At 58.7% G+C, this 25009-nt stretch carries 17 protein-coding genes and 1 pseudogene; 12 read left to right on the top strand and 6 right to left on the bottom strand.

Translation table 11 applies throughout. The annotated features are described in order from the left end of the window. The first annotated feature begins 176 nt into the window (after positions 1 to 176). The 5 genes from N2605_RS20055 to N2605_RS20035 all read left to right on the top strand — a co-directional run bounded on the left by N2605_RS20055 (position 177) and on the right by N2605_RS20035 (position 4959). Positions 177 to 779, top strand: coding sequence for a transglutaminase-like cysteine peptidase (locus tag N2605_RS20055; protein WP_036029196.1), 603 nt, complete (start codon positions 177 to 179; stop codon positions 777 to 779). 94 nt (positions 780 to 873) lie between these two features. Beyond that, on the top strand, positions 874 to 1671 hold the full coding sequence (locus N2605_RS20050) for a hypothetical protein (RefSeq protein WP_225147615.1): 798 nt from the start codon (positions 874 to 876) through the stop codon (positions 1669 to 1671). Between the two features lie 448 nt (positions 1672 to 2119). After that, a complete protein-coding gene (locus tag N2605_RS20045; RefSeq protein WP_225147614.1) occupies positions 2120 to 3208 on the top strand; it encodes a glycosyltransferase family 2 protein in 1089 nt (362 codons plus the stop codon). A 6-nt stretch (positions 3209 to 3214) separates the two neighbouring features. Then, entirely contained in the window at positions 3215 to 4129 is a 915-nt protein-coding gene (locus N2605_RS20040; protein WP_057029391.1) for a polysaccharide deacetylase family protein, read from the top strand. 161 nt (positions 4130 to 4290) lie between these two features. Beyond that, positions 4291 to 4959, top strand: coding sequence for a formyl transferase (locus tag N2605_RS20035; protein ID WP_158284387.1), 669 nt, complete (start codon positions 4291 to 4293; stop codon positions 4957 to 4959). Positions 4960 to 5051: 92 nt separating this feature from the next. Here the strand turns inward: N2605_RS20035 and N2605_RS20030 are convergent, their stop codons facing one another. The 3 genes from N2605_RS20030 to N2605_RS20020 form a co-directional block, all read right to left on the bottom strand. Then, the gene (locus N2605_RS20030) at positions 5052 to 10274 is read right to left on the bottom strand and encodes a DUF4082 domain-containing protein (protein ID WP_260342296.1); all 5223 of its coding nucleotides are present in this window, start codon (positions 10272 to 10274) and stop codon (positions 5052 to 5054) included. Positions 10275 to 10556: 282 nt separating this feature from the next. Next, positions 10557 to 10799, bottom strand: a complete 243-nt coding sequence (locus tag N2605_RS20025) for an acyl carrier protein (protein WP_260342294.1) — start codon at positions 10797 to 10799, stop codon at positions 10557 to 10559. Next, positions 10786 to 12615 carry an HAD-IIIC family phosphatase gene (locus N2605_RS20020; protein ID WP_260342293.1) on the bottom strand — a complete coding sequence of 610 codons (1830 nt, stop codon included), beginning with the start codon at positions 12613 to 12615 and terminating at the stop codon, positions 10786 to 10788. Before N2605_RS20020 ends, N2605_RS20025 begins: the two co-directional genes overlap by 14 nt. A gap of 175 nt (positions 12616 to 12790) precedes the next feature. Here N2605_RS20020 and N2605_RS20015 point away from each other — a divergent pair, with 175 nt between their 5' ends. Then, the gene (locus N2605_RS20015; protein WP_245315537.1) at positions 12791 to 13414 is read left to right on the top strand and encodes a GNAT family N-acetyltransferase; all 624 of its coding nucleotides are present in this window, start codon (positions 12791 to 12793) and stop codon (positions 13412 to 13414) included. Positions 13415 to 13490: 76 nt separating this feature from the next. Continuing rightward, complete coding sequence (locus tag N2605_RS20010) at positions 13491 to 13889, top strand: VOC family protein (RefSeq protein WP_157784094.1); 399 nt, start codon at positions 13491 to 13493, stop codon at positions 13887 to 13889. Here N2605_RS20010 and N2605_RS20005 read toward each other — a convergent pair. Beyond that, positions 13870 to 14967, bottom strand: a complete 1098-nt coding sequence (locus tag N2605_RS20005) for a hypothetical protein (RefSeq protein ID WP_260342280.1) — start codon at positions 14965 to 14967, stop codon at positions 13870 to 13872. The genes N2605_RS20010 and N2605_RS20005 overlap by 20 nt on opposite strands. A 348-nt stretch (positions 14968 to 15315) precedes the next feature. Between N2605_RS20005 and N2605_RS20000 the strand changes: the two genes are divergently transcribed. Continuing rightward, positions 15316 to 15537 (top strand): hypothetical protein, encoded by a 222-nt coding sequence (locus N2605_RS20000; RefSeq protein WP_081493985.1) that lies wholly within the window; start codon positions 15316 to 15318, stop codon positions 15535 to 15537. Positions 15538 to 15590: 53 nt separating this feature from the next. On the opposite strand, the gene N2605_RS19995 is transcribed toward N2605_RS20000, so the two are convergent. After that, positions 15591 to 15932, bottom strand: a complete 342-nt coding sequence (locus N2605_RS19995) for an H-NS histone family protein (protein WP_036013661.1) — start codon at positions 15930 to 15932, stop codon at positions 15591 to 15593. A 917-nt stretch (positions 15933 to 16849) separates the two neighbouring features. On the opposite strand from N2605_RS19995, the gene N2605_RS19990 reads away from it, so the two are divergent. The 3 genes and pseudogenes from N2605_RS19990 to N2605_RS19980 all read left to right on the top strand — a co-directional run bounded on the left by N2605_RS19990 (position 16850) and on the right by N2605_RS19980 (position 19059). Continuing rightward, positions 16850 to 17539 (top strand): response regulator transcription factor, encoded by a 690-nt coding sequence (locus N2605_RS19990; RefSeq protein ID WP_051057152.1) that lies wholly within the window; start codon positions 16850 to 16852, stop codon positions 17537 to 17539. Between the two features lie 537 nt (positions 17540 to 18076). Continuing rightward, a pseudogene (locus tag N2605_RS36460) lies at positions 18077 to 18372 on the top strand (hypothetical protein); the annotation flags it as partial. A gap of 414 nt (positions 18373 to 18786) precedes the next feature. Next, positions 18787 to 19059 carry a hypothetical protein gene (locus N2605_RS19980; protein WP_036013665.1) on the top strand — a complete coding sequence of 91 codons (273 nt, stop codon included), beginning with the start codon at positions 18787 to 18789 and terminating at the stop codon, positions 19057 to 19059. Positions 19060 to 19212: 153 nt separating this feature from the next. Here the strand turns inward: N2605_RS19980 and N2605_RS19975 are convergent, their stop codons facing one another. Then, positions 19213 to 20004, bottom strand: a complete 792-nt coding sequence (locus tag N2605_RS19975) for a Crp/Fnr family transcriptional regulator (protein WP_036013668.1) — start codon at positions 20002 to 20004, stop codon at positions 19213 to 19215. A 612-nt stretch (positions 20005 to 20616) separates the two neighbouring features. Here N2605_RS19975 and N2605_RS19970 point away from each other — a divergent pair. Continuing rightward, positions 20617 to 24741, top strand: coding sequence for a LuxR C-terminal-related transcriptional regulator (locus tag N2605_RS19970; RefSeq protein ID WP_425248860.1), 4125 nt, complete (start codon positions 20617 to 20619; stop codon positions 24739 to 24741). Positions 24742 to 25009: the final 268 nt, after the last annotated feature.

Raw genomic sequence — 25009 nt, 5'->3', positions numbered from 1 at the left:
ATCTGCTTGTGGCTGTACTGGATAATGCGCAAACGGATTATTTCTTCCTGCCGATTATATTTAATTGACAATTAAATTAAATAAATTAAAGATGAAATATGGTTGCCGCGGGACTGTCGGTGTCAGCCTGCCAGCGGATCCGAGCCTCAGTTTTGCGTTTGCGAGGGGATCGGCAGATGTATCGAACCTTCGGCTCCGTCGTGGCGGTCGCTATCATGCTCGGAGGAGTTCAATGGGCGGGGGCGGGGCGCATGTCCTTGCCGGCGACGCCGCGGTCAGGGCAGCACATTGAACTGGGAAACCCGACGCTGCCGCCCCTTGCGTACACGGTGTTCTGCCTGCGCTACGAGGCGGAATGTCTTCCGCCGCGCTCGTTTCGTGGTGGGCCGATCCGGCTGACCGAGGACCGCTGGGCGGCTCTGCAGGAGGTCAATCGCGCGGTCAATCTCGCCATCGTGCCGGCGCGCAACGAGCTCGGCCTTGCCGGCGAGGAATGGGTCATCAACCCGAAGCACGGCGATTGCAATGACTACGCCGTGAGCAAGCGCCACGAATTGCTTCGGCGCGGCTGGCCTGCGCGAGTCCTGCTACTGAGCGAAGTCGTCGTCAGTTCCGGAGAGCACCACCTCGTGCTTCTCGTGCGCACGCGAAATGGCGATTTCGTTCTCGACAATCTATCACCCGAAATCAAACCATGGTCGCGCGTTCACTATCGCTGGGTTCGGGTACAAATGCCACGCCACATTCTGTGGGCGAGGATCGAAGGGAAGGGAGCATGAACCCGACAACCATTCAATGAAATATCTCTGGTTAAGATCGCCTGCGGTGTGAACGCGCAATCCGCATGGTCGCAATCATTTGAAGGGGAAATCTGTGCAGAAATTATCGCGTTGGCGAGGCTTTGGCTGGGCGCAAATAGCCGCCGGCTTGTGTTACGCCGGTTCCGCACTGGCGGATCAAACACTTTCCTCCAGCCAAGCGCCAGGTCCTGCCTCCTCGCGTTTGCCTTCTCCTGCGTCGGCTCCTCCACTCTCATTTGATGACCCCCGCTTTGCTGGAAATTCCTCCGAGCCATACACCCGTTACGGGAAGTTCTTCAGCAACGGTGAAGTCGTCGAGCATCGTTCCTGGGACCACAACAACGATGGAAGCTCGGTCGTTTGCGGGGATTGCACTCTGAAAAATTCCCGCATTCGATCCAACGAGGGATTCCGGTGTATTGGCTCCGACGGTATTGGCGGCATCAACATTGATGGCGTCTACATCGAAACCAAAGGTTTGCCGGGCGATCACGCAGACGGGCTTCAGTGTTATGATCCTGGCAAAACCAACGCCATCACGGTTCGCAATACAACATTCAAGACCTACAACAACACCAATGCAACGGCCGGATTCTTCTACGCTGATGGATTAGGGGGCTCAGTTAGCTTTGAGAACGTCCTGTTCTGGGGCGGACCTTACGGGTTGCGAATGCATCCCGATGGCATGAACGTCACTGTTTCCCTTAAGGATGTGTATTTCGTTGGCCCGTTCCTATACGGCGCATTTCTGATCAACAATGCGGGCGGCGGAACAATGACGATCACCAAATGGGAAAACGTCAGGAGTGCAACCATCGTCAATGGCCAGCTCGTCCCGGGGAGTTTGCTTCCTCAGCCTCGGATCCGCTGATCCATTTTCCTGCCCCAGCCCCGCGGCTTGCATTCTCGGATTAAGGTCGCCCGTCCGGAAATAATAACTTGCAAATTAAACCAATTTAATAATATAAATGTTTAATAGTGGGTTCCAGCCGGTTATGCCATACAGAAGACGAGGAAGGCTGTCGTTTCCATTTGGGCTTGGGATTCGCAGTGGATGTGGGTGGTAAAATGGTGGCCGGCCCGGGCCGCACGCAGCGACCGGGCGGTGCAGTTGCGAAGGAACCGGGAAAAGCTCGTGTTTACAGGAGCGCGCACTTAGCATGGCCGACCTGGGTCGCCAGGCACTCACCACATTGATGAGCCAATTCCGGATGGTTTGGCGACCATCAGGAAGGACGGGCCTGACAAATCGCGTTCGAGCGAGATGGTTGTCGAAGATGGGTTCGGTCGAACATTGAAGGGGGGGCCGGACGTATCGCATGAGGCTGAATCCCATGTCGGATGCAATTTATGGGGCCGCTGAGCCCGACATTTCGATCATCATCGTGAGCTACAACACGCGCACCATGACGCTCGAATGTATTCGATCTGTCTTGGCACAAACAACGACAGTACTCTACGAAGTCATCGTTTTCGATAACGCTTCAACAGACGGATCTCCGGAAGCCATTCGCGCAAACTTCCCTCAACTCGAGCTCATCGCGTCGCAAGAAAATCTTGGGTTTGCCGGCGCCAACAACATCGCCGCGATGCGGGCGCGGGGGCGCCGGTTTCTGTTGCTCAACCCGGACACCCTGATCTTGAATCACGCAATCGATCATCTGCACGAGTTCGCCGATGCGAATCCGCGCTTTGGGATCTGGGGCGGGCGCACCGTGCTGTCTGACGGCCGCTTGAATCCTGGCTCCTGTTGGGGAGATGCCACCTTATGGAGCATCTTCTGTTTTGCTACTGGTCTGACCAGCTTGAAGCGCAGCAGCTCGGTTTTCAATCCCGAAGGATACGGCGGTTGGAAGCGTGACAGCATTCGTGCAGTCGACATTGTCACGGGCTGCTTTCTTCTCATAGACCGCGAACTTTGGAAGCGACTTGACGGCTTTGATCCCGAGTTTTTCATGTACGGTGAAGAAGCGGACTTGTGCCGCCGGGCGCGCAAGCTTGGTGCATCCCCAACCATCACGCCTGCAGCTACCATCATTCATTACGGCCAGTCTTCCGAGCCCGATCAAGCAGAGCAACGCATCAAGGTCCTTGCCGGCCGGATCACGCTGTTGCGGCGTCACAATTCTGCTGCGACGATTCTCGCAGGCAAGACACTTTACATGCTTCTCCCCCTCCTTCGCTTGCTTGCGTACGGAACGGCCGGCCTGATCTCCGGCAGAAGTGATTTGCGTGAAAAGGCGCGAAACTGGCGCTATGTCTGGCAGCATCGTCAACGTTGGGTGAATGGCTGGAGCAATGTCGGCGTGAGGAGAGCGCGCGGTAATCCGCGCAACAACCTGCCAGAGGAGGTAGCTGCTGTGGAACGTCCGTTAGGGGACGCGTTATCCCGCTCGCGCCAGGGATAGCCACTGATGCGGCGCGACGTTACCATTGTGGTCTATCATCATATCGCGGACCATGAAGACCCGTTAACCGGCAAGCTTGGAGTTGTTACAAGGCCAGAGGTTTTTGAGAAGCACGTCAAGTATTTCGCGCGTCATTTTGACGTGGTGAGCGGATCGGACCTTGTAAGTGGCACTCTGCCGCGTAAACCTTTGCTGATCACCTTCGATGACGCATATCGCTCAGTTCTCGATACCGCAAGTACTGTCCTTAAAGCGGCAAATGCACCTTCGCTGTTCTTCGTCAATCCGACAACGCTGCTCGGAAGCAGATTGCCAGTGGATAATATCCTATCGTTGGCAGCGGTGGTGCTCGGTAAACAGCAACTGATAGCTCTCCTGAACATCAACGAAACCGGACCAACATCAGTCCCTAGGCTCATCGCCAACGTGATTTCAAAATGGACTCAGGCGCAAATTGCGGAGGCGAAGCAGCAGCTGTGTACCGCAATGGGCACCAATGAATTGGAGCTCCGGCGTACATCGAAGCTTTTTCTTAATATCACCGATATCAAGCGGTTTGCGAGCTTAGGGATTGAAGTAGGAAACCACTCGATGAGCCACACGTTCTTTCGTTCGCTTTCATCGAGCGAGTTGGAGACCGAGATCGTGCAAAGCCGAGAGCTTCTGGAGAAGTTATCGGGACAAACGGTTCAATGCCTGAGTATTCCTTATGGGAATGCATTGGACGCGACCGAAGGTGCGCTGCGCGCCGCACGGCGTAATCACAAGGCGATCTTTCTAGTGCATGCGAAAAGCAACCGCTTTAAACCAGCGGCTGACATTTTCTATCGGATTAGCCTGGGGAACGCCGCGCCAGAAGAGATTCCGTTCAAGCTCCGGATTATGCCTGTACTACGGTGTGCGAGAGATTGGCTATGGTAGCTGGGCAGCCCGAACCAAAGAGAATAGTGATTCTGACGCGGGATGGCCCAGAACATCGTTATGTCGCAAACATGCTTTGCGCTGGACTCTCCATTGACCGCATCATTGTGGACCGGTCAGCACGGAGAACAAGACTGCGGCGCGCCGTACGGAAGGGGTTGGTGCATTTCTTAGGAAAGGCAACCCGTGCTGTCTTTCTCAAGATGACTCGAGACGATGAGGCCCGGACTCGGTCACTTGAAAGTCTGTTGGGGCAAAAGGCTCAAACATTCTATGCATCTGATCGAATCGACTATGTCGAGGGCATAAACGGCACCGCAAGCTTGGAAGTCCTGCGGCAGAGACGCCCCGATGCGATTCTTATTTACGGCACGTCGGTCGTGAAGAATGCGGTCCTCGACTCTGCAACCGATATCTGCATCAATCTGCATACAGGTATTAGCCCGCAGTATCGCGGAACCGCGTGCAGCTTTTGGCCTGTAGTCAACGACGAGTTGGACATGCTCGGTGCGACCATTCACGAATGCACGTCCGGCGTCGACAGCGGGCCGATCTTTGAGACAGTGCATTCGAGATACGAACCAGGGGACGATTTGCATAGGATTTTTGGCCGAGCCGTGATGGTCGGTGCCGAAGCGTATGTACGAGTGGTTCAACGCTATGTGGCGGGCACCTTGAGCGGAGTTTCGCAAGATCTCAGCCTTGGGCGCGAGTACCGTGGAGCCGATTTGACCATTGGTCCGGAATTGGTGGCGCGACGCCGGCTCGCCCGTCTGAGGTCCATCGCCGAAATCTCGATCATTGGTCAAAACGACAGGGTAGTTCGCTGACGCGCAATCGTGCAAAAGCTCGCCTTATCGGCCGAAATCGTAAGCCGCCCCAGCAGATCGTCATCGATGGGGAAAGCCGTGACCGGCGCCTGCTAGGACGACGCTGCGAGCCCCAGCGCCGTAACCGCTGAGGGGTCGACCCAACGTCGGATAGTGCCGTCAATCAGATTGGCCCCATACATCCAGCCATCAGGGCCCTTCTGCATGTCGACGATGCCTTGTACGTTGTCCACCAACTGGACGCTGGTGACCTGCCGGCTTGCGTTCAGGGTCGCAGCGAAGATCGTTCCGTTTTGGACATCGTCGAAAAAAATGGTGTTCTGATTGTAGAAATCTCCCGCGGTAATCACGTGGGCATTGTCGGGGGCCCCGTGGCTTAGAGACAGGATCGGAAATACGGCGGGCGGGTCTGACGTATTGTTCCGATTGCCATTGTTATAGAAGGTGATTGCCTGCGCGAGATTTTGGTAGCTGCCGGTCCTGTCGGGGCCTTCGAGATAGGGCCATCCAAAGTTCGAGCCGGCTGGCCCCGTATTCAGCTCTTCCCAGCTGTTCCAGCCCACATCTCCGAGCACAGGAAGATTAGTAACTGGATCGAAGCTGAAGCGGTACGCGTTGCGAACACCGTAGTAGAACACCTTCGACGCATTACTGTTTGGATCGCTTGCCTGATAGAACGGATTGCCGGGCACTCCCTCACCTGTAACGGGATCGATCCGCAACAACTTGCCCGATAGATTGTGGATGTCTTGGACGCGCACTCCCCGGGGGTCGACGAAGTTGTACGACACGCCATCGCCGACGGTGAGGTAGAGATAGCCGTCCGGGCCGAAATGAACAGCGCCTACGCCGTGCGAATCGCTATCAGTCGCCAGATAGTCACGAATGTTTTGGTTCTGGATGCCGGTCCGATCCGGATCGTTGTCCTGCGATCCACTCTCGATCTGGCTCGCCGGAGCTGTGATCGTGGTGCCGTTGACGATGCCGGAAGGAGCGATGCTCGGATCGCCTGTGCTGTTTACGTCGGGACGGCTCGTATAGGCCCAGATGCTGTTCTTTCCGACCAGCACTACCTCGCTCGCCGGATCGGCAATCATTGTGGTTGGGTCAACGGTGACCCTCACCAGGCGAGCAGGTCGGTTGCCGGCCTGATCGGGGCCGGCAAGGCCGGGCTGGCCCGCCGTTTCGGGTGGATCGTAGGTATAGAGCAGGTAGACATAGGGGTTCGTTGCGAAATTCGGGTTCACCGCGATACCCAGCAGTCCGCGATCATTGACGTCATTTACCTCGCTCGAAATGTCGATCAGCGGAGTTGATCGAAGTTCTCCGTTGTCCACCACACGCACCACGCCGTCCTTTTGGGCAATCAGCATGTAGCGGCCGTCTGGAGTCCAATCGATCGCCGTTGGCCCGCCGGCATACCCCTGGCCCAGTCCCGTCACGTACGTCTCACCCGCCAGATTGCCGAGATTGGGGTTGTCATTATCCAGGATTTTCACAGTCGTCGTTGTCTCGGCGCCGAGAGTGGCACCGGTCGGGTTGCTCAACGTGACCGTGAAGGTCTCATCATTCTCCGGTGTCGCATCGTTGATGATCGGTACCGTGATCGTCTGGGTCACCTGGCCAGCAGCGAAAGTCACCGTGCCTGACGAGGCGGTGTAGTCGGAACCCGCGAGGGCGCTGCCGTTGCTTGTCGTGAAGCCGACAGTAGCTGTTTGACTGGTGTTGCCGCTGCGCAGCAGCGTAATCGTTGCCGTCTGTGTATTCTCGGTAACGCTTATCGCCGCGTCCGCCATTGAGATCGCGACGGGCGAGTCGTTGTCGATGATGGTCACGAGCACTGTGCGCGGGGTCCCGAGGGAGCCGGAACCGGGATTCTGAAGCCCGACCGCGAACGTCTCGTTACCCTCGGTGAGCTGATCGTTCACAATTGAGATGGTGAAGCTCTTGGTGCTCTCTCCCGGGTTGAAGACGACCTGACCGGTGTTCGACCGGCCATTAAACGTGGGCTGGATGAAGTCCTGGCCTGCCGTAGCTGTGCCGCCGGTGCCGATTTCGTTCGTCGTGTACTCCACGGTTGCTTGAGATTGGAGGTCGCCGGAGCGTACGACGGTGATGGTAGCCATCCCTCCCGTCTCACTGACATAGACTGTGGAACTGCTAAGTAGTGAGATGACGTTGCCCGCAGCGAACACGACGTCGCGGAAATAGTTTGCATTCTGATAGACATTGGTGGGGAAGGCGCCCTTGGACAGGTCGAAGACGCCGGCACCCACTGGAGCGTTCAGGCCACCATTGCTGATGGCTGAGGCGAAGCCCTGCGTGGTGGAGACGTAGTTGCTGTTGATGTTGACGGAGACGATGTAGGTCGTGCCGGCCTGGATGGTCAGCGGCGTGGCGAGCGCCTGCTGCTGCCAGCCCGATGCGCCTTCGTTGGTAAACGTGACCGTCGCCAGCTCCTGGCCGGTAGCCGACCAGATGTGGCCGATATGCGTGCCCGTCTCGCCCGGAGCCTTGTAGTACCGGATTGCCTGGATCGAGCCGGAGGTGTCGCTGGTGAAGCGCATCCCCAACTCATAACCTACTCCGTCGTTGGCATTGGTGATGACAGGCGTCTGGGTGGTGAACAGCGTAGTGGTGGCACTCGCAGCGGCAACCGTCGCCGTGGCCGCGCTGGTCACATCCTCGCTGGCGCCGAACAGGTCGGTGTAGGTGGCATTCACGCGGATCCGCTTGCCGACCAGGCTGCTATCGAGGGTGAGGCTCGAGGTCGTGGCGGTCAGGTTCGTCCAAGTGGTGCCGTCGGGGCTGCTCTGCCAGTGATAGGTGATGCTGGCGGGCGCGCCGTCGGGGTCCGTGACGCTGGTCGTCAGGGTCTGGTTCTGGGTCGCGGTGCCGTTGATCGTGACAGCGCCGGGGTCGTTGACGTTGGCCACTGTCGTGGCGGTCGCGGTGCTCACCGGGGCCTCGGTGCTGCCCGAGAGGTCCGTGTAGCTGGCGGTGACCCGTATGAAGCTGCCGACCTGAGCCTGCCCGAGCACCAGCGTGCTCGCGGTCGCGCCACTGATGTTGCTCCACGAATTGCCGTTCGCACTCTGCTGCCACTGATAGGAGACGGTGCCCGGCACTCCGTCCGCATCGCTCACGGTCGCGGTCAAGGTCTGGTTCTGCGTCGGCGTCCCGCTGACGCTTACCTCACCGGGGCGGTTATTGGGCTGTGACGAGCCCGCAGCGAACACGACGTCGCGGAAATAGTTTGCATTCTGATAGACATTGGTGGGGAAGGCGCCCTTGGACAGGTCGAAGACGCCGGCACCCACTGGAGCGTTCAGGCCACCATTGCTGATGGCTGAGGCGAAGCCCTGCGTGGTGGAGACGTAGTTGCTGTTGATGTTGACGGAGACGATGTAGGTCGTGCCGGCCTGGATGGTCAGCGGCGTGGCGAGCGCCTGCTGCTGCCAGCCCGATGCGCCTTCGTTGGTAAACGTGACCGTCGCCAGCTCCTGGCCGGTAGCCGACCAGATGTGGCCGATATGCGTGCCCGTCTCGCCCGGAGCCTTGTAGTACCGGATTGCCTGGATCGAGCCGGAGGTGTCGCTGGTGAAGCGCATCCCCAACTCATAACCTACTCCGTCGCTGGCATTGGTGATGACAGGCGTCTGGGTGGTGAACAGCGTAGTGGTGGCACTCGCAGCGGCAACCGTCGCCGTGGCCGCGCTGGTCACATCCTCGCTGGCGCCGAACAGGTCGGTGTAGGTGGCATTCACGCGGATCCGCTTGCCGACCAGGCTGCTATCGAGGGTGAGGCTCGAGGTCGTGGCGGTCAGGTTCGTCCAAGTGGTGCCGTCGGGGCTGCTCTGCCAGTGATAGGTGATGCTGGCGGGCGCGCCGTCGGGGTCCGTGACGCTGGTCGTCAGGGTCTGGTTCTGGGTCGCGGTGCCGTTGATCGTGACAGCGCCGGGGTCGTTGACGTTGGCCACTGTCGTGGCGGTCGCGGTGCTCACCGGGGCCTCGGTGCTGCCCGAGAGGTCCGTGTAGCTGGCGGTGACCCGTATGAAGCTGCCGACCTGAGCCTGCCCGAGGACCAGCGTGCTCGCGGTCGCGCCACTGATGTTGCTCCACGAATTGCCGTTCGCACTCTGCTGCCACTGATAGGAGACGGTGCCCGGCACTCCGTCCGCATCGCTCACGGTCGCGGTCAAGGTCTGGTTCTGCGTCGGCGTCCCGCTGACGCTTACCTCACCGGGGCGGTTATTGGGCTGTGACGAGCCCGCAGCGAACACGACGTCGCGGAAATAGTTTGCATTCTGATAGACATTGGTGGGGAAGGCGCCCTTGGACAGGTCGAAGACGCCGGCACCCACTGGAGCGTTCAGGCCACCATTGCTGATGGCTGAGGCGAAGCCCTGCGTGGTGGAGACGTAGTTGCTGTTGATGTTGACGGAGACGATGTAGGTCGTGCCGGCCTGGATGGTCAGCGGCGTGGCGAGCGCCTGCTGCTGCCAGCCCGATGCGCCTTCGTTGGTAAACGTGACCGTCGCCAGCTCCTGGCCGGTAGCCGACCAGATGTGGCCGATATGCGTGCCCGTCTCGCCCGGAGCCTTGTAGTACCGGATTGCCTGGATCGAGCCGGAGGTGTCGCTGGTGAAGCGCATCCCCAACTCATAACCTACTCCGTCGTTGGCATTGGTGATGACAGGCGTCTGGGTGGTGAACAGCGTAGTGGTGGCACTCGCAGCGGCAACCGTCGCCGTGGCCGCGCTGGTCACATCCTCGCTGGCGCCGAACAGGTCGGTGTAGGTGGCATTCACGCGGATCCGCTTGCCGACCAGGCTGCTATCGAGGGTGAGGCTCGAGGTCGTGGCGGTCAGGTTCGTCCAAGTGGTGCCGTCGGGGCTGCTCTGCCAGTGATAGGTGATGCTGGCGGGCGCGCCGTCGGGGTCCGTGACGCTGGTCGTCAGGGTCTGGTTCTGGGTCGCGGTGCCGTTGATCGTGACAGCGCCGGGGTCGTTGACGTTGGCCACTGTCGTGGCGGTCGCGGTGCTCACCGGGGCCTCGGTGCTGCCCGAGAGGTCCGTGTAGCTGGCGGTGACCCGTATGAAGCTGCCGACCTGAGCCTGCCCGAGCACCAGCGTGCTCGCGGTCGCGCCACTGATGTTGCTCCACGAATTGCCGTTCGCACTCTGCTGCCACTGATAGGAGACGGTGCCCGGCACTCCGTCCGCATCGCTCACGGTCGCGGTCAAGGTCTGGTTCTGCGTCGGCGTCCCGCTGACGCTTACCATACCGGGGCGGTTATTGGACTTCACCGGCACGTCAGTTGTACTCCCCCAGCTAGTCAGCGTGACTACATGCTATCTAAAATAGCAACACCAGCTGTACGGGTTGTAGTTTCGGTCGCGGCAGTCACGTTGGGTCGTATTTAACAATATAAATAACATTAAACATATTAAATCGGAAGCGGTTTTTGACTTTGGAGTAGCGCCGTTCGTCAACTTCCTCTTGAGCTTGAAGAAGCGGGCGTGCGTCACGGATCTCGTGCACTCAGCGGGATGTGCCGTTTGCCCAGCTTCGAACGCACTCGCGATGTGCAACTCTTATGGTTCCATCCGCTTCGCGATTAGGTCGGCGAACTCACCCAGATTCCGCGCCGCCTCGACTTCGCCAATGCGGAATCGAACGCGAAACTTCTGCTCGATGGCGATAACCAGCGAGATCTGCATGAGCGAGTCCCATTCCTCGACGTCGGCTGCAGACAGGTCGGGCTTGGCCGCGACCTTCTCGAGGAAGATTCCGTCGAATACTTCCTGCAACTTCGCTAATACTTCAGCCTGCTTCATAAGCTCTCCGGGCAACATCTATCTTTGTCGAACGCACCTGATACTTCCTCACCTCCAGCTCGAACTCTTTTCGGGTGACGCAGTCTTCCGTACGCACGAAACCAAACTCCTCGTAGATTCCGGCGACGATCCCGTTTTTGGCCGTTGGGAGATAGATGCCGCGCACTTTCGTGCAGCCGGCAGCCGCTGCGAGCCGGAAAATCTCATTCATGATCTCGTCCTCGACCTGGCGCTTCAGCACGCGGCAACTCATGAGCCAGGTATCGAGAACGAAGACGCCGCCATCGATCTTTGCAATGACTACGGAGATGAGCCCGGAATCACCGAATCTATCCTCGAGCCGCATCGTGAAGCACCGGTAGTCCGGCCTTCCTAGGAGCGCCTTAATCTCAGTCTCGGACCGACGGGCCGTCGTCAGGTTGAACTGGTTGCTGCGCGCGATCAGCTGGGCGATGCGAGGAACGTCGAGCGAGTCGAATTCTTTGATCGTGCCTCGCATCTCAAGTGAGGCGAGGTAGGCAGGCATGTCGGTGACGCTCGCTGCGAGCTCCGTACGTCGCCGTTCTTGCCTGTACTGCGCCGTCCGTTCGAGATCCTCCTCGGTGATGGTCCGTGGCTCGAAATGACGTCCGGCCTGGATGCGAAGGATGAATTCGGCGGGGTCCGGCCCGAGGAGTACACCTGTAACCAACGGCTGAAACTGGCGCACGATCTCGATTTCCGCCGGGTTGTCGTCGGCAAACACGAAGCTGTCCAGGCCAAGGCGGAGTTCCTCCGCGATCCTCTGCAGGTTGTCCGACTTCGGGTCCCAATTGGCTTTGAAGGCCGCGAAGTGCTCCAGCCGGACAACCATCTCGGGATGTTTCTCGAATACCTCGATTGCGCGTGCATGGTCGTTCTTGCTGCATACCGCAAGCAGGACGCCGCGTTGGGAAAGTCCAAGCAGGTATCTCTGGAAAGCCTTGAACGCTTCACCACGGGGGGACGAGTCGCCAAGTTCGATTCCCTCGATACCGTCCTCCGCGATCACGCCGCCCCATAGCGTTTGATCGAGGTCGATCGCCAGGACCTTCTTGGGGCTCTGCTTCCGGGAGGCGATCAGATGGCTTAGCTCTTGCGCGATGTCGGCGAGAAAGTCAGGTGAGCCGAGCTGCTTCGATTCATACCACGCTCGCGCATCCGCCGCGGCTGAGATCCCTCGCTGCGCCGAGAGGAACTCGACGTCGCAGATTTGCACCTCAGCTGGGGCCCGAAGCCCGAGCTCGAGATTGACCGCCTTTCGGAAACTCCAGTCGGTGCCAAGCGTACGTGAACGAAACGAGCCGAGATCGAGGCCGTCGGGCAGCGCAAGATTGGCGAGGATCGCCGCCGCACCGGAGCGCACGGTGAAAGTCTGCGCGAGGTTGAGGAGGTGCTCAGCGGCGCGGACTGCGGCTTCGCGCTGATGTTCGACGTCATCGAGGAGCGAGCCTGAAAACCGGCAGTGGCTCGCGTTCGGCAGTATGAAGGCGAGATCCGGCTTGAAGGCGTACAGTGAGCTCGAGCCGTCAAGGATCTCCGAGACGAAATTATCGTACTCGCCGAGGAAACGTTCGCACTCGATCCCACGAATGGCCAGCAGATGTTCAACCAGTTCGTGCAACGGATAAAGGTTGTAGCCGCCTATGAGGGCGAGGCGGAGTCTTGGCTGGACGCTTCCGGGTGCATAAAGCTTCGCCTTTTTTCGAAGCGTCGACAGAAAGAACAGCTCGGAGAAGCTCGTCGCTTGCCGCGAGCGGGCGACAAGATGCCCCCAGGACGTGGCATCGCCTGACAACGCCAGGGACTTGAGTTCGGCATCATTGATGCGCCGGTCCGGCTGGGGTGCTGCAGCGAGAATGGCGAGCCTCCGTCAGGACAGCGACTTGATGTGATTGTCCCCTACGCTAAATGATGATATGGCTCGGGTCAATTAAATGTATTTAAATCACGGATTAAGGTATAATAAATAGATGATGGTGCATATCAGGCCGGAGCCGGTGAGCCCAAGCACGCTTTCCACGAAAGCCGAGAATCTCAAACTGCTTCCCGGAGGAAATAACCTGCTTCTCCGAGAGCTCCGGCTGGAGGACTCCGCGCAAGTCATCGCTTGGCGGAATGATCCCGTTCTCGGTAAGTTCCTGACCCGCGAGAAGCTGACCTTGGCTCAGCAGGAAGAGTTTTTCCGGAACTATCAAGCGAGGGTCGACGATTACTATTTCATTGCCGAATTCAAGCGCTCGAAGAAGCCGGCTGGCAGCATCGCGCTGGCGAACCTGGATTTCGCGGCGGGACAGGGCGAAGTTGCGCGGTTGATCGTCGATCCTGCCGCGCGCCTTTTCCTGGCAGAGATGTTCGACCTTTTACTCGAATTCGCATTCGAGCAGCTGAGGCTTTCGGCCGTCGTTGCCAACGTTCAAAGCCGGAACAAAGCCGCGAAGAACTTTCATATTCGCCTCGGCTTCCAAATTGAAAAGGTTGCGCCGAAAGCTTGGTGGAACGGCGACGACGTGATTACGTTTCGGATGTCGCGCGCAGACTATCCACGGCTAAAACAGGCCTGGTCGGCGCTGCTCCTCGATGCACGAGAGGGTTAAACTGTTTGAGCAACCAGCCAGATTCCGCTCGACGCCGCCCGTCTCCTTAGGCTGCCAGGGAAGGGAGGAGCAGCGCATGGATTTGCACTTTCATCACGTGGGAATGGCGTGTCGAAAGATCGCGGCGGAGCTGTCCGAGCTCGCGGTCGTTGGCTACAGTCCTGAAGGCCCCATGTTCGAGGACCCCATCCAGCAGGTTCGGATTCAGTTTGTATCAGGCGGCGGTCCGCGCCTGGAGCTCATTGAGCCGATCGGCGCACAATCGCCTGTGGCAGGTATCTTGAAGCGCGGCAGCAAGTTCTATCATCTTGCTTACGAAGCAGCTCGCTTCGACGACGCGATCGCTTGCTTTAGGTCGGAGCAATATCTTCCTGTATCGTCACCCGCGCCGGCGGTCGCGTTCGACATGCGCCGCATAGTGTTTCTTGCCTCCGCGACGCTCACGCTCGTTGAGCTCATCGAGGCGAGGGCCTAGCGCGAGTTGGCGATTGATCCGGATGCCAGGTAACGATTTGCGCGAGCCCGTCAGACGACACAGCTCCGCTGCGCCGAACCCATTCAGCAGCGCGCAGGCCGCCGGCCTGCAGTCTCACGACCGGCTCGGGGCCAAGCTCGGACAGCAGAATGCCCATGTGCCCTGATCCCGGAGGCGTTGTTGGCCAAACGCCCAACCCATTTTCTAACAATACGGTTCGATCGATGTCGCCCCAAAACTGCACGACAATGGCGCTAGGGGGCGCGCACGCAACGAGGTGAGCTGCTTCCGGCGCGCCGATGCGAGGCTTAGCCGCCGGTCGCAGCGCAACGATGATTGCGTCCCATTGGTCATGATACAAGGTCTGGACGTCCTCGAAGACGTCCACGCTCGCTCCGGAGCTCACGAGACCGGAGCGAAGCGAGCCAATGAAGTCGTTGTCGCACAGCAGGGCAATGCGATTCTTGTAAGCGGATAAGCCGCTATCGTGCAGTTGCTTCACGCACAGTGGACCGAGAAATGAGAAGACATCGACTGAGGGGTGACGTTCGTTCACGCCGACGATTGGAATTCCGCGCCGCAAGCATGCGTCCATGTCGAGGTCCTCGGAGCGAAGTTCCCAGGCCTCGTACATCAAGGCGATGACGGCTTCCTTTGGTAGCTCATCAATAAGCGCAGCGGTCAGAGGCCGAAGATGGCCGCTGTTGGTTACGATATCCGTCTGATGGATGATATCGGGGGTGATCTGCTCCAGGATGTCTATGCGATCGGCCACGCCGACCGAATCTGCGAGCTTGAGGGTCTGGTCCATGGCTTCAGCCGAGGTGCCGTGCCGCGTAGTTTTCGTAAAGGCATAGACGTGCCTGGCTCCGGCCATCGCTGCGAGAACGGCCGTCACGGCATAGGCCCCGGTCGCAGCCTCGGTGAGAACCGTTAGTTCCGAAAGGTCTAAGAGAGTTTCGGTGAGGGCGCGGCTCATCAGGGTGCCCAGACGTGGCAATGAGAAGCCTGGTCGTAAGGTGGTGTCGAAGCGAGACCGCAATTGCCCGAACGCTACACCGGACTCGGTCCCGATCATGAAATCGCCTCTCGGTTTCGTCAGGTGGGAAAGCGGTCGCTTGGGCGCATGTGCGGCGACTGCTCTAGCCCCGTTTTGCGCCGAAGCGGCGCTGAAGAGCGATGTGCCGCCTCATTTAATACATTAAAATATAAAAGTAACGCGCTTTGTGCATATAAGTCGTTTGGTATAATCTGCCTCTGGACCTCGCTTTGCGCAGGAGTTCACCGATGCGCCGCGGGAGCGTCGGCATGCGATAGTACTCAAGGTGTTATTTGCGTAGACAATTTAAAAGGCGAGATTAACATATTTAACTTGCGACGCATCCAAAACCGCTTATTTTCTATGACCATCGCAGGGAGAGCGCCGATGAACCCGACTGACTCCAATAGTGAAGACCGCCGTGAGTTCTTGAGAAGCTGCGGAAAATTTGCCGCCGTCACTCCTCCCGTGATGACACTGCTGCTTTCGACCTCTCTGACCTCATCCGCCATCGCTAGTTCTGGTGGAAACGTTGTGCAGGGCAATAATGGCAAGGGCAACGGTGGTGGGGACGGCAGTCCTAACGGGAAAGAAGATAGCACTCGCTAAAGTGGCCTGGCGGCCCAGCCCTGACACCACCGTCCCGGGGACCGATCGGAGGTTCAGCCGGCCCGGCGGCGCCGTTGTGCGGACGAACGGTCGATCAGGAGATCGTTTAGCTTCTTGCCGGCGCGAAGCTGCGCCTTCAGCCATCGAGGCTGCTTACCACGGCCGGACCAGGTTTCGGACGGGTTCTTAGGGTTCTGATACTTCGGCAGCACGGGAGGGTAGGGGCGGCGTGCACGTCCCTCGGTCTGCCCCCCGGTCTTACCTTCGATCTTGCGAAGCCGCTCTTCGAGCTTGGCTTTTTCCGCGGTCATCCTGCGACTAAGAACAGCAGTGACCTCATCGTAGAGTCGCCACAGCTCAGCTGTGGTCATAGATGCCCAATCATCGTTCTCCATGGAAGCCGTCCCCACTACCTCCGAACCGAAACAGGAGGGGGGCTTATCAGGTCAAACCGGGGTCCGGCAAGCACGATCACCCGTGCCGCTGCGCCAGTGTGCGTGGTGGTCGGAGTTACCGGCTGGGCCCGTGCCTCCGAACCAGCGGTCGCTTCGCCCTCCGCCCCCGGGCTCGTCGCCTCGGCGCAAGCAATCGCTGCTCGGCCTTCGACACGCGGCTACGCAAGTTCTGCAATTCAGTGAATTGAATGATGAGAGCCTGATGAGTTTGACGCAAAACTGCTGAAGAATACATGTGACCACCTACTCATTGCCAACGACGCCCTCCCTGACCGCTCATTGAAGTTGCTGAATTGACGAATATGCAGCTCCAATATGGGTGACCGGATTTCGTCGTTGCTACACTGGCTGCGCGACGCAGCCGTTTTCGTGCTTTACTAACCAGCTTCGCCTTGATGAATAGTATTACTTTTCCTCCCTTCAATAACGTGGCTTTTTGAACGATCTTGTGTTCGTCGAAACTTCGTCGAATGTTAGATTTGAATCGTGAATGACCCAATATATCGTTGGTAATAACGGTGCCAACGAAGTTAATTAGATGTTGACCATCATGACACAGCAGCCGATCCGTGCGCCTAGACATTCTATGGGAGAATTTCCTGATCGAATCTATCATGCGTTGTCGAAATTTGGCTTTCGTCTACAAGCTTGCGGCCTCGAATGTTGAGCACCGCATTCTTACGGTGCTGCGCATACTTGCCGGTCAAGTTACCGTGGCGCAGTCGTCGAACGTTCGGCTGTCTAGGATTTGAGACTGTGTGACATTGTCGCCGAGCGGACCCGTCATCCTCGCGTTTCGAAGAAATTGTTGGATTAAACGGCTGCACGGGGGGTTGTTAGCGATAGGCAGGGGAAGCATGCACCGCACCAGAATTGTCATCGCGGATCGACATCCGATCGTTTTGCAAGGGATCAGGAGCGTTCTTGCAGCGCAGCGTGATTTTACGATCGTTGCGTCCTGCAGCGATGGCGCAAGCTGCAATGAGGCAATCCGATTTCTTGTGCCGGATGTCGCGCTCGTCGATGCTGCACTGCCTGATGTCAGCCGGCAGCAGATCCTCGCTCCCGCAAACGCTTCAGGCCCAAGTCCCGCGGTAGTCTTTTTCGCCGGTGTCGCGGCGGATCGTGAGTTGCAAAGGCTGGCCTTGGAGGGCGCCTGCATCGTCCTCTCGAAGGATTCGGATGCCGAGATGCTGGTCTCAACCCTGCGGAAAGCCGCCCAGGGCCAAGCAGCGGCCTCGCCGAGCGCATGGCTAGCCAATGATGAGGCCCGCCCCGATGAGAAGCCCCTGGCACAACTGACGGACCGGGAGCGGCAAATCATGCGGCTTGTGTCGGAGGGTCTATCGAACAAGGAGATTGGACGTCGGTTGAACCTTGCCGACGGTACGATCAAGGTCCACCTTCATCATATCTTCCAAAAGCTGGACATCAGCAATCGCACGATTCTCGCGGCATTGGCGATTTCGCGAAACGAGCTGCATGCCGCGTCACGTAAGATGGATCCCCCTGATCTGTTGCATCAGGATCCGGCGAGCGTGAAATAATGGGAGTGTCTGGCTCTTCCGAACGTGCGCGGGGGTTATCGTGGCGCCAGAAGCCCAGCCATGTCGCTGCAGGCCCCTTCGGCCTCGGCTAACGTTCGAAAGGGCGAACCGCCAATCTTGATTGCGGCCTGGTTTTTGTGGAGCGGACGCCAACTCGCCAAATAGCCGGCGCGGCCATGAAAGCCGGGGCCTCTCGGGCTTCCGAAGCTGATCACGAACGAGAAGCCCTCGCTGGTTGCGCTCCAGATCTCCATGTCGCGGACAGACCGGTGGAATTGCAGTGGCATCGTCATCATCCGTTGCAATCGAGCCCTGCGCTCGACGTCCGTTAAAACGCAAATTAATCGTATTAAATGGCGAGCGCAACTCCGAAGCTGCGCCCGAAGGCCAGGAAGTACAGGAACGAGTACGGAAATTGCCCACGATCAATTGACGGCGCACGTCAAGAAACACCACTCACATAAAGAAAATTATCGGTTGAAAATACATTTAATGTATAATACCGTAATTAATATTTTAAATCGAGGAGAGCGTGTTGTGACCCGGGACGGCAACGAAGATGACGACCGGCGGGCGTTCTTGAAAACCTGCGGAAGATTTGCGGCCGTCACACCCCCAGTGATGACTCTGCTTCTATCCACTTCCCTGACCTCAGGAGCCATTGCAAGCTCGGGGGGCCTGCGTGGAGTGACGCAGAAGGATGGGAGGCAATCGTCGTTCTTCGATAACGACCGGTCGTCCGTATCGGGACCGGGGAGCTCCAGCGGCGGGTCAACAGGGGGCGGGGAGCCCCTGGCGGGGGCTCTGCTAAATCATCTCGCGCCGGAGGAGGGGCAGCCGGTGGCGGATCCGGCGGTAGCGGCGGGTCTGGCGGTGGCGGAGGCAGTGCGAAAGGGCCTTTCGCAACCGGCGGCAGCTCTGGAATTCCAAACGCAAGTGGTGGGCTCGATTGCGCAGAAGAAGACGAGGAAAAGCGCAAGGCCGAGTGTCCGGGAGCTAACACCAGGATTTCGAGTGCAGCCGAATCCAGCCGATAGCAGTCTTCTCAGCCCATGCGTGAGCCTGCGGCGCCGTACGGTTTGGCAGGGCTGGACCTTTCTTAAACTCCGGCCGAGTCGTCCCTTGTTGCACCGCCGCAGCGCGATTTGCGGTGTAAACACTGCCAAATGTTCATGCGATTGTGGTGAATTACATACTTTTCCTGAGCTTATGCGACTTCTTCTCAAGACCTCGATCAGGAGCGTGTCATGAATATCCGCGTTCGAGCGGAGAGTCCTGCGGCGCTGCTTCGAGAACGTCTCGAGGCGCTGGTGGCAGAGCTTGCGGAACTTGAAAAGCTCAGAGAGCGGGTAGGTCGAGAGGAGAATCTTCAGCGCAAGCTGCGCAAGGCAGGCAGCGCCAACAACCCCGCTCGGACCGCGGGTGGGCCTTCCGGCTTCGCACAGGCAAAGCTCATGGCCATACCGCTCATTCGCAAGAAGTCGGGCTGTTGTGACGAGCGTCCCAAGGCGAGTGGATGACAGGAATTTTCGTCCATTGCTCGCTTCGGCCGGGAGCCGGCCGCAAAGTCGAAAAAATGCCGCGCAGGATCGGACGTTTGCAGCGACCGAGCCTCGCGCGGTTTGCCGAATGGCGCGGGCACATGCGGGGTGGTTCGCGAAAACGAACTGGTTCTAAGAGCCTGTCCCGGCTATTCGGCCGCCAGGCGAGCGGGAGGCGCTCCGCGCTGGAGGCCTATGAACGAGCCCGACCGTGCTCTGCGAGACGATCCGATCGATTCTGCGGCTCATGACCTTGTAGCATTCGCATGCCATGGCTTCGAGCCGCGGCCGATCGATTTCAAGCTGGCCACGTCGATTGGATCTTAGTGCTCTTGATGTTCGCATTGTGCTCACGACATGTGTGACGGTGGTGCGGCGGACGCCCAGCAATTCCGACAACGTTTCTTGGGTCAGCGGGAGGAGATCGCTGCCATTTGCCCGATCGTGAATGTGAAGCAGCCAGCGCGCCAAGCGGGCTTCGACAGAATGTAATGCGTTGCAGGCAGCCACGTGCTGGAGTTGCGTCAGCAACGATCTCGTGAACACTTGCACCATCGCTGCGACGGCGGGGCTGCAATGTTGCGCTGTCAGGAATTGCGCAGGCGAGATCTGCAGCGCGGTCCCGGCGATGCGAGCAACGGCCGTCACGGGCGAGTGGGATGCGCCAAGCGCTGACGTCAGACCCACAGCCCCTTCATGCCCCACTATCGTCGTGGCGACCGTCTGCCCGTTCGGCAGCTCCATGATAGTGGCTATCGCGCCGCTCAGGGGGAAGAGAAGATGTTCGATCCGATCGCCTGATCGGACGAGCACCGTATCGCGCTCGATGACGATCTTCCGCAGATGAGGTGCAAGCAAAGCAAAATCCGCCGGCGGCAACGCTGCTAACAACCGATTACCAACCCTGGTCGCGTGGTCCATCATGGGATCAACCCCCGACGGATGTTCGGCGCGAGAACTCATGCCGGCTCGTCGAGCTGCTGTCCGGCGTGCAGCTCAACAGCAGTCAACTGGCAACCACAGATATGGTTCCTGCGATGAAGGCTAGCATGCGCTGGTCTGCCAATCGCAGGAACGGCTTGCGCCCGCGACTCCAGCTTGCGCTTATACAGACCTGTCGCTGACCTGCAATTGATGTCGTCGACTCGCCGACGGCAGCCTGCGCTGCGGCTGAACAGCATCCCAGCCAACGATCAGTCTCCGAACAGCTGATCGGCCTTGAGTTGTGAAGCGCGCCAGGCGCGGATCGCGAGCGCGCTCTGAAAGTCTCGTCTCAGGGGCGGACAATTTCCAAGATGGCGTTCTGGCCGCCGGGACCAATAGCGTTGGAATGACGGCCGTGAGCCGTTCGTGTGCCCCACTCGAAGCCCACCCAACGGCCTGGCGTCGCCGTACTGTTCGGCAAAAGGCTAGGACTTACGGCAAATGGGCACATTTGCACGTCAAATTCGCGATTTTAGATATGGTTAAACCGGATTAAATCTCTTTCTTTATTCTATTCGTTGTATTTTAATGACTTCACTCGGTCTCGGCTATATGCCGAAGGACATAGACGGCCGGGTCGAGGCAGAGTCCATGTTAGACACGTCTGCGAAAGAGCGGATACTCAAGCCCGTCCGGCTTGTGATCGTAGATCGACAGCCGATCGTTCTACGGGGGCTAGAGTCGATACTCGGGGCACAGCCGGACTTCGACGTCATCGCGTCGTGCAGCGACGGGACAAGCTGCATCCAAGCGATGCGGAATTTGACACCCGACGTTGCACTTCTTGCTGACACCCTGCCAGATCTAACGGCATCCGAGATCCTCGTCATTGCGAAAGCTGATCGGCTGCCCACGCGCCTGGTGTTCTTTACAGATTCCGACACGGACCACGATCTAACCTTGGCCATCGCTGCTGGCGCGTGTGATGCAATCGCGAAGCATGTTGCACCGGACGCTGTGCTGCGATCGCTGCGACTGATGACGAAGCGTAGCTTTTTGGAGCAGTCCGATCTCTCGCCAACCGTCGAGAAAACCGACAGCAGCAAAATCGACAACCTACTGGAGCTATTGACGCCGCGCGAACGTCAAATTGTACGACTGGTGTCAGAAGGAATGTCGAACAAGGAGATCGCGCACCAGCTAAACGTTTCAGATGGAACCGTTAAAGTACACCTGCACAACATATTTCAGAAGCTTGAAATAACCAACAGGACGGTGCTCGCCACCCTCGCATTGCTACAACGCCCGTCCGGGTTCGGAATGCTCTCGCTGGCTCTCCTGGCGGTCGCCATTGCGGACGAACTCAAGGCGTCGGAGGCAAACGACATTCTTCCGCATGACGACAGCACCGGCCCCGCGGTGGAGTATGCCGAATATGAGCTCTGGAAGCGAGCTATCCTCCGTCACGCCATCGTCGCGGATTCCGACGAAAAGCCGTCGCTCACTCAGAGAGGCGTTTTTGTCGGGGCGAGCCAAATCTCGACCGCGGCCTCGGCAATGGAAGCGCCTCGCACCGCTGAGCAATCCGCAGGCTCGAAATCGTGGAAGGACTACGGTTCTGTTGGATCAAGCACGCCCGGTTTGGCCACACCTTCCCTGCGAGGAATGAACGACGCGAAGATTGGAGGTGACTCCACCGAGGAACATCTATTCTCGCGGCTGACATCCAATCCGACTTTGATTCACGGAGGGTATGGTACTTTCGCCACCCTCACCGGTGCGTTGATCTACACACTCAGCGATCCCCATTTGGCATTGCCGTCGCATGACCCGGCCAAAGCGCCGCTCGACAGCTTCGTGGACGTTACCGGATACAATGCGGCCACCAAACTGGCTGCGATCACCAATGCCGACGATCATCATGTAGATGATTCAGTCCCGGGTTTCCTTGCGCAGGCTTCTCGCCTGCCTTCCGCGTTTGTGGCCGCTGAAAATGAAAGCGCCGCCGGAGAAGGCACTCGGGGCCACTCGAGTGATGGTACCGTAGGGGAGACTCTCCAAAAACTTGCCGGCCTCGTGCACTTCAGTCACGATGCCGGTAGTAGCGGATATAGCCACGATCAGCTGATGGGCGGCAACGTCACTGAAAACGTTGTTCATCGCGACCCGACCGATTCCAGTTCTACCTCTTCCGACTCTGTCTTCAACTTCGCGTCTGGGCCGAGCAGGATCAATCTTGCGGCTTTCGGAGCCCTTGCCAGGCTTCATATGACAGCAGCAAGCAAGTCCATACCGCCACACACCGTCGCTTGGATCTTCAACTCCACAACCAATGAAACGATCGTCTATGTGAATGCGACCGATCATGTTCTGGAGATCGGAGACCGCGACCTGTTGGAAATCCATCTGCCGGGAATTGTATCCATCGCAGAATCGGATTTTGTCGGCCAGCCGACAGCCGCGGCGGCCGCTCTCACGTTGGAGCAGCTCGAAGAAGCGCTGACATCCGTGATTGCAATCGAAGCTATTCTGAGTACCGACAGTGCCCATGCAAGTATCGGGACGAGAGAGAGCACATTCGGGACCAATGGAGTTTGGGACAGTCTGGCGGATGCCGGCTTGAGGACTGAATTCGCGCCGGTCCGCACAACGGAAGAGAGCGTGGATGGGACCGAGGGGTCGGCTCGCATATCACCGATCGTGCTTGCTCATGCTGCAGCGGTAACGGAAGTTGAAAGTCTTACATTGAAGAGTCAGGGGAACGATGCAGGCACCGGCCCCAGCATCGCAGCGGCCGGTAGCGCGGGCGGCAGTAACTCACAGCATGTTCTGGAGCCATGGCCTGCAAAGGAAACAGGTGCGGAGCAGACGGACGGTGGCTTCATACCTGGGAGTGATGTCGGTGATGAGAACGAGCATCAATCCCCGGCTTCGGACCCTTCGGGAAGGTCAGGGAAGACGGCAGAAACAGGCAGCGCGGAACATGGCGAGCCGGTGCATTCAACCTCTAAAAACGCACCGGAAGCAGCCGATTTTGGTGAATCGAGCCTCGCGACAGCGCACAGGGACGACCGCGAAGGGGCGCAGCACGCTCCCGAGCAAATGTCTGCAATGGCCGGCGCCAGAGATACGGCCGACGTGAAGTCCATGCCGGGCAATCGCGCTGGCAAGGACAACGCGCATGATTCATTGGCTTCGGACGATTGGTCAGGGCCAGCAAAAGCGGCCGAACCAGGCGGCCGGGACCACAGCAACTCGCACGCGTCGGAGCGAGGGTCGGCAAAGGCAGCCACGGAGACGGCCGAAGCGAAGTCCATGCCGGACAATCGCGCCGGCAAGGACAACGCGCATGATCCACCGGCTTCGGACCGTTCGTCAGGGTCAGCGAAAACGGCCGAACCAGGCGGCCTGGACCACAGCAACTCGCACGCGTCGGAGCAAGGGTCGGCAAAGGCACCCACGGAGACGGCCGAAGCGAAGTCCATGCCGGACCATCGCGCCGGCAAGGACAACGCGCATGATTCACTCGCTTCGGACGATTCGTCCGGGCCAGCGAAAACGGTCGAACCAGGCGGCCTGGGCGCCAGCAACTCGCACGCGTCGGAGCGAGGGTCGGCAAAGGCGGCCACGGAGACGGCCGACGCGAAGTCCGTATCGGGCAATCGCGCCGGCAAGGACAACGCGCATGATTCACTGGCTTCGGACGATCCGTCGGGGTTAGTGAAAACGGCCGAACCAGGCGGTCTGGACGACAGCAACTCGCACGCGTCGAAGCGAGGGTCGGCAAAGGTGGCCACAGAGACGGCCGAAGTGAAGTCCATGCCGGGCAATCGCGCCGGCAAGGACAACGCGCATGATCCACTGGCTTCGGACGATTCGTCAGGGCCATCAAAAGCGGCCGAACCAGGCGGTCTGGACCACAGCAACTCGCGCGCGTCGGAGCGAGGGTCGGCAACGGCGGCCACCGAGACGGCCGAAGCAAAGGCGACACCGGGCAATGGCCTCGGCAATGACAACGAGCATCATTCCTGGACTCCAGCCTATACGCGCGAGTCAGCGAAGATGGCAGAGCCCAGCGGCGTGGAGCAGAGTAACAAATGGGAGCATTCGACCTCTGCTCACGGCCCGAAGGCTGACGAAAGTGTTGCAACGGCGGAGCCGGAGCCTGTAAAGGCGACAACCACGGAGTTGGCTGAAACTGTCTTCATGTCCGAGATGAGTGTCGGCGATGGCGACAATCATCGTGCATCGAACGCAAGCGCGTCGGCAGCAGTGGCCACGGCAAAATTGGCTGACCTGCAGCACAGTAATTCAGGATACAATTCACACTCGTCACACTCGACCTCCGCAAAGGCATCAGCAGCAGCTGAAATTGCCGAATCGAGCGCCACAAAAGGCGATAGTGCAGGGAACGGAAACTCGCAGCACGCTACGCAACCTGCCGCAATCGCATCGGAGGCCGCACAGCCGGCTAAAGCTGCGTTCGAGACCGGCGCCGCCGATCAAGAGCGGGTGTTCCGCTTCGACAGCGACGCAACTCCTTTCACTCCCATCGTCACGATTGAACCTAGAGAGGTCCACATTCCGCTCGATCCACGCGTCAAGCCCGGTCAGACGGCCACCCTCGATATCCTCGTCAAAATCCTGCCCAACGGACTGGATGATCCCGCGGCCAACCATGGCAATAACGGTCCCCATCACGCCCCTGTAGCTGCGCACCATGACCTACTGATTTGAAATGTTGCATTGTCTCGCGAGCAGGACGCAGGGCCGATGTTGAACAGCCTGCTCCGCATACTGGTCGGTTGATATGCAGCCTAGATCCTTGAGTGGCCGGCGTGGGACCAATCGTGCCGTGGGACAGCGCGATCTCTCGAAAAACGCCACCCGACAAGACGCGCCTTGGGTGGCCTTCCTGAAAGATATTCTTAGACTTGAAATGCCCCTGATGCATTGATAGTCCTCGATAACTCATTGAAATCGCAGAAAATGCGACCGCCCTCCG

The organism is Bradyrhizobium yuanmingense, from assembly GCF_025200905.1.
Lineage (GTDB): Bacteria > Pseudomonadota > Alphaproteobacteria > Rhizobiales > Xanthobacteraceae > Bradyrhizobium > Bradyrhizobium yuanmingense.
The sequence above is the reverse complement of the archived record's forward strand: the minus strand, read 5'-3'. Positions and strand labels throughout refer to the sequence as shown.

Coding starts and splice junctions, on each gene's coding strand:
- N2605_RS20055 (WP_036029196.1), top strand. CDS start 177: ATGTATCGAACCTTCGGCTCCGTCGTGGCGGTCGCTATCATGCTCGGA.
- N2605_RS20015 (WP_245315537.1), top strand. CDS start 12,791: ATGATGGTGCATATCAGGCCGGAGCCGGTGAGCCCAAGCACGCTTTCC.
- N2605_RS19970 (WP_425248860.1), top strand. CDS start 20,617: ATGCCGAAGGACATAGACGGCCGGGTCGAGGCAGAGTCCATGTTAGAC.
- N2605_RS20010 (WP_157784094.1), top strand. CDS start 13,491: ATGGATTTGCACTTTCATCACGTGGGAATGGCGTGTCGAAAGATCGCG.
- N2605_RS19975 (WP_036013668.1), bottom strand. CDS start 20,004: ATGATGGACCACGCGACCAGGGTTGGTAATCGGTTGTTAGCAGCGTTG.
- N2605_RS20000 (WP_081493985.1), top strand. CDS start 15,316: ATGAACCCGACTGACTCCAATAGTGAAGACCGCCGTGAGTTCTTGAGA.
- N2605_RS19980 (WP_036013665.1), top strand. CDS start 18,787: ATGAATATCCGCGTTCGAGCGGAGAGTCCTGCGGCGCTGCTTCGAGAA.
- N2605_RS20005 (WP_260342280.1), bottom strand. CDS start 14,967: ATGATCGGGACCGAGTCCGGTGTAGCGTTCGGGCAATTGCGGTCTCGC.
- N2605_RS19990 (WP_051057152.1), top strand. CDS start 16,850: ATGCACCGCACCAGAATTGTCATCGCGGATCGACATCCGATCGTTTTG.
- N2605_RS20045 (WP_225147614.1), top strand. CDS start 2,120: ATGAGGCTGAATCCCATGTCGGATGCAATTTATGGGGCCGCTGAGCCC.
- N2605_RS19995 (WP_036013661.1), bottom strand. CDS start 15,932: ATGGAGAACGATGATTGGGCATCTATGACCACAGCTGAGCTGTGGCGA.
- N2605_RS20040 (WP_057029391.1), top strand. CDS start 3,215: ATGCGGCGCGACGTTACCATTGTGGTCTATCATCATATCGCGGACCAT.
- N2605_RS20025 (WP_260342294.1), bottom strand. CDS start 10,799: ATGAAGCAGGCTGAAGTATTAGCGAAGTTGCAGGAAGTATTCGACGGA.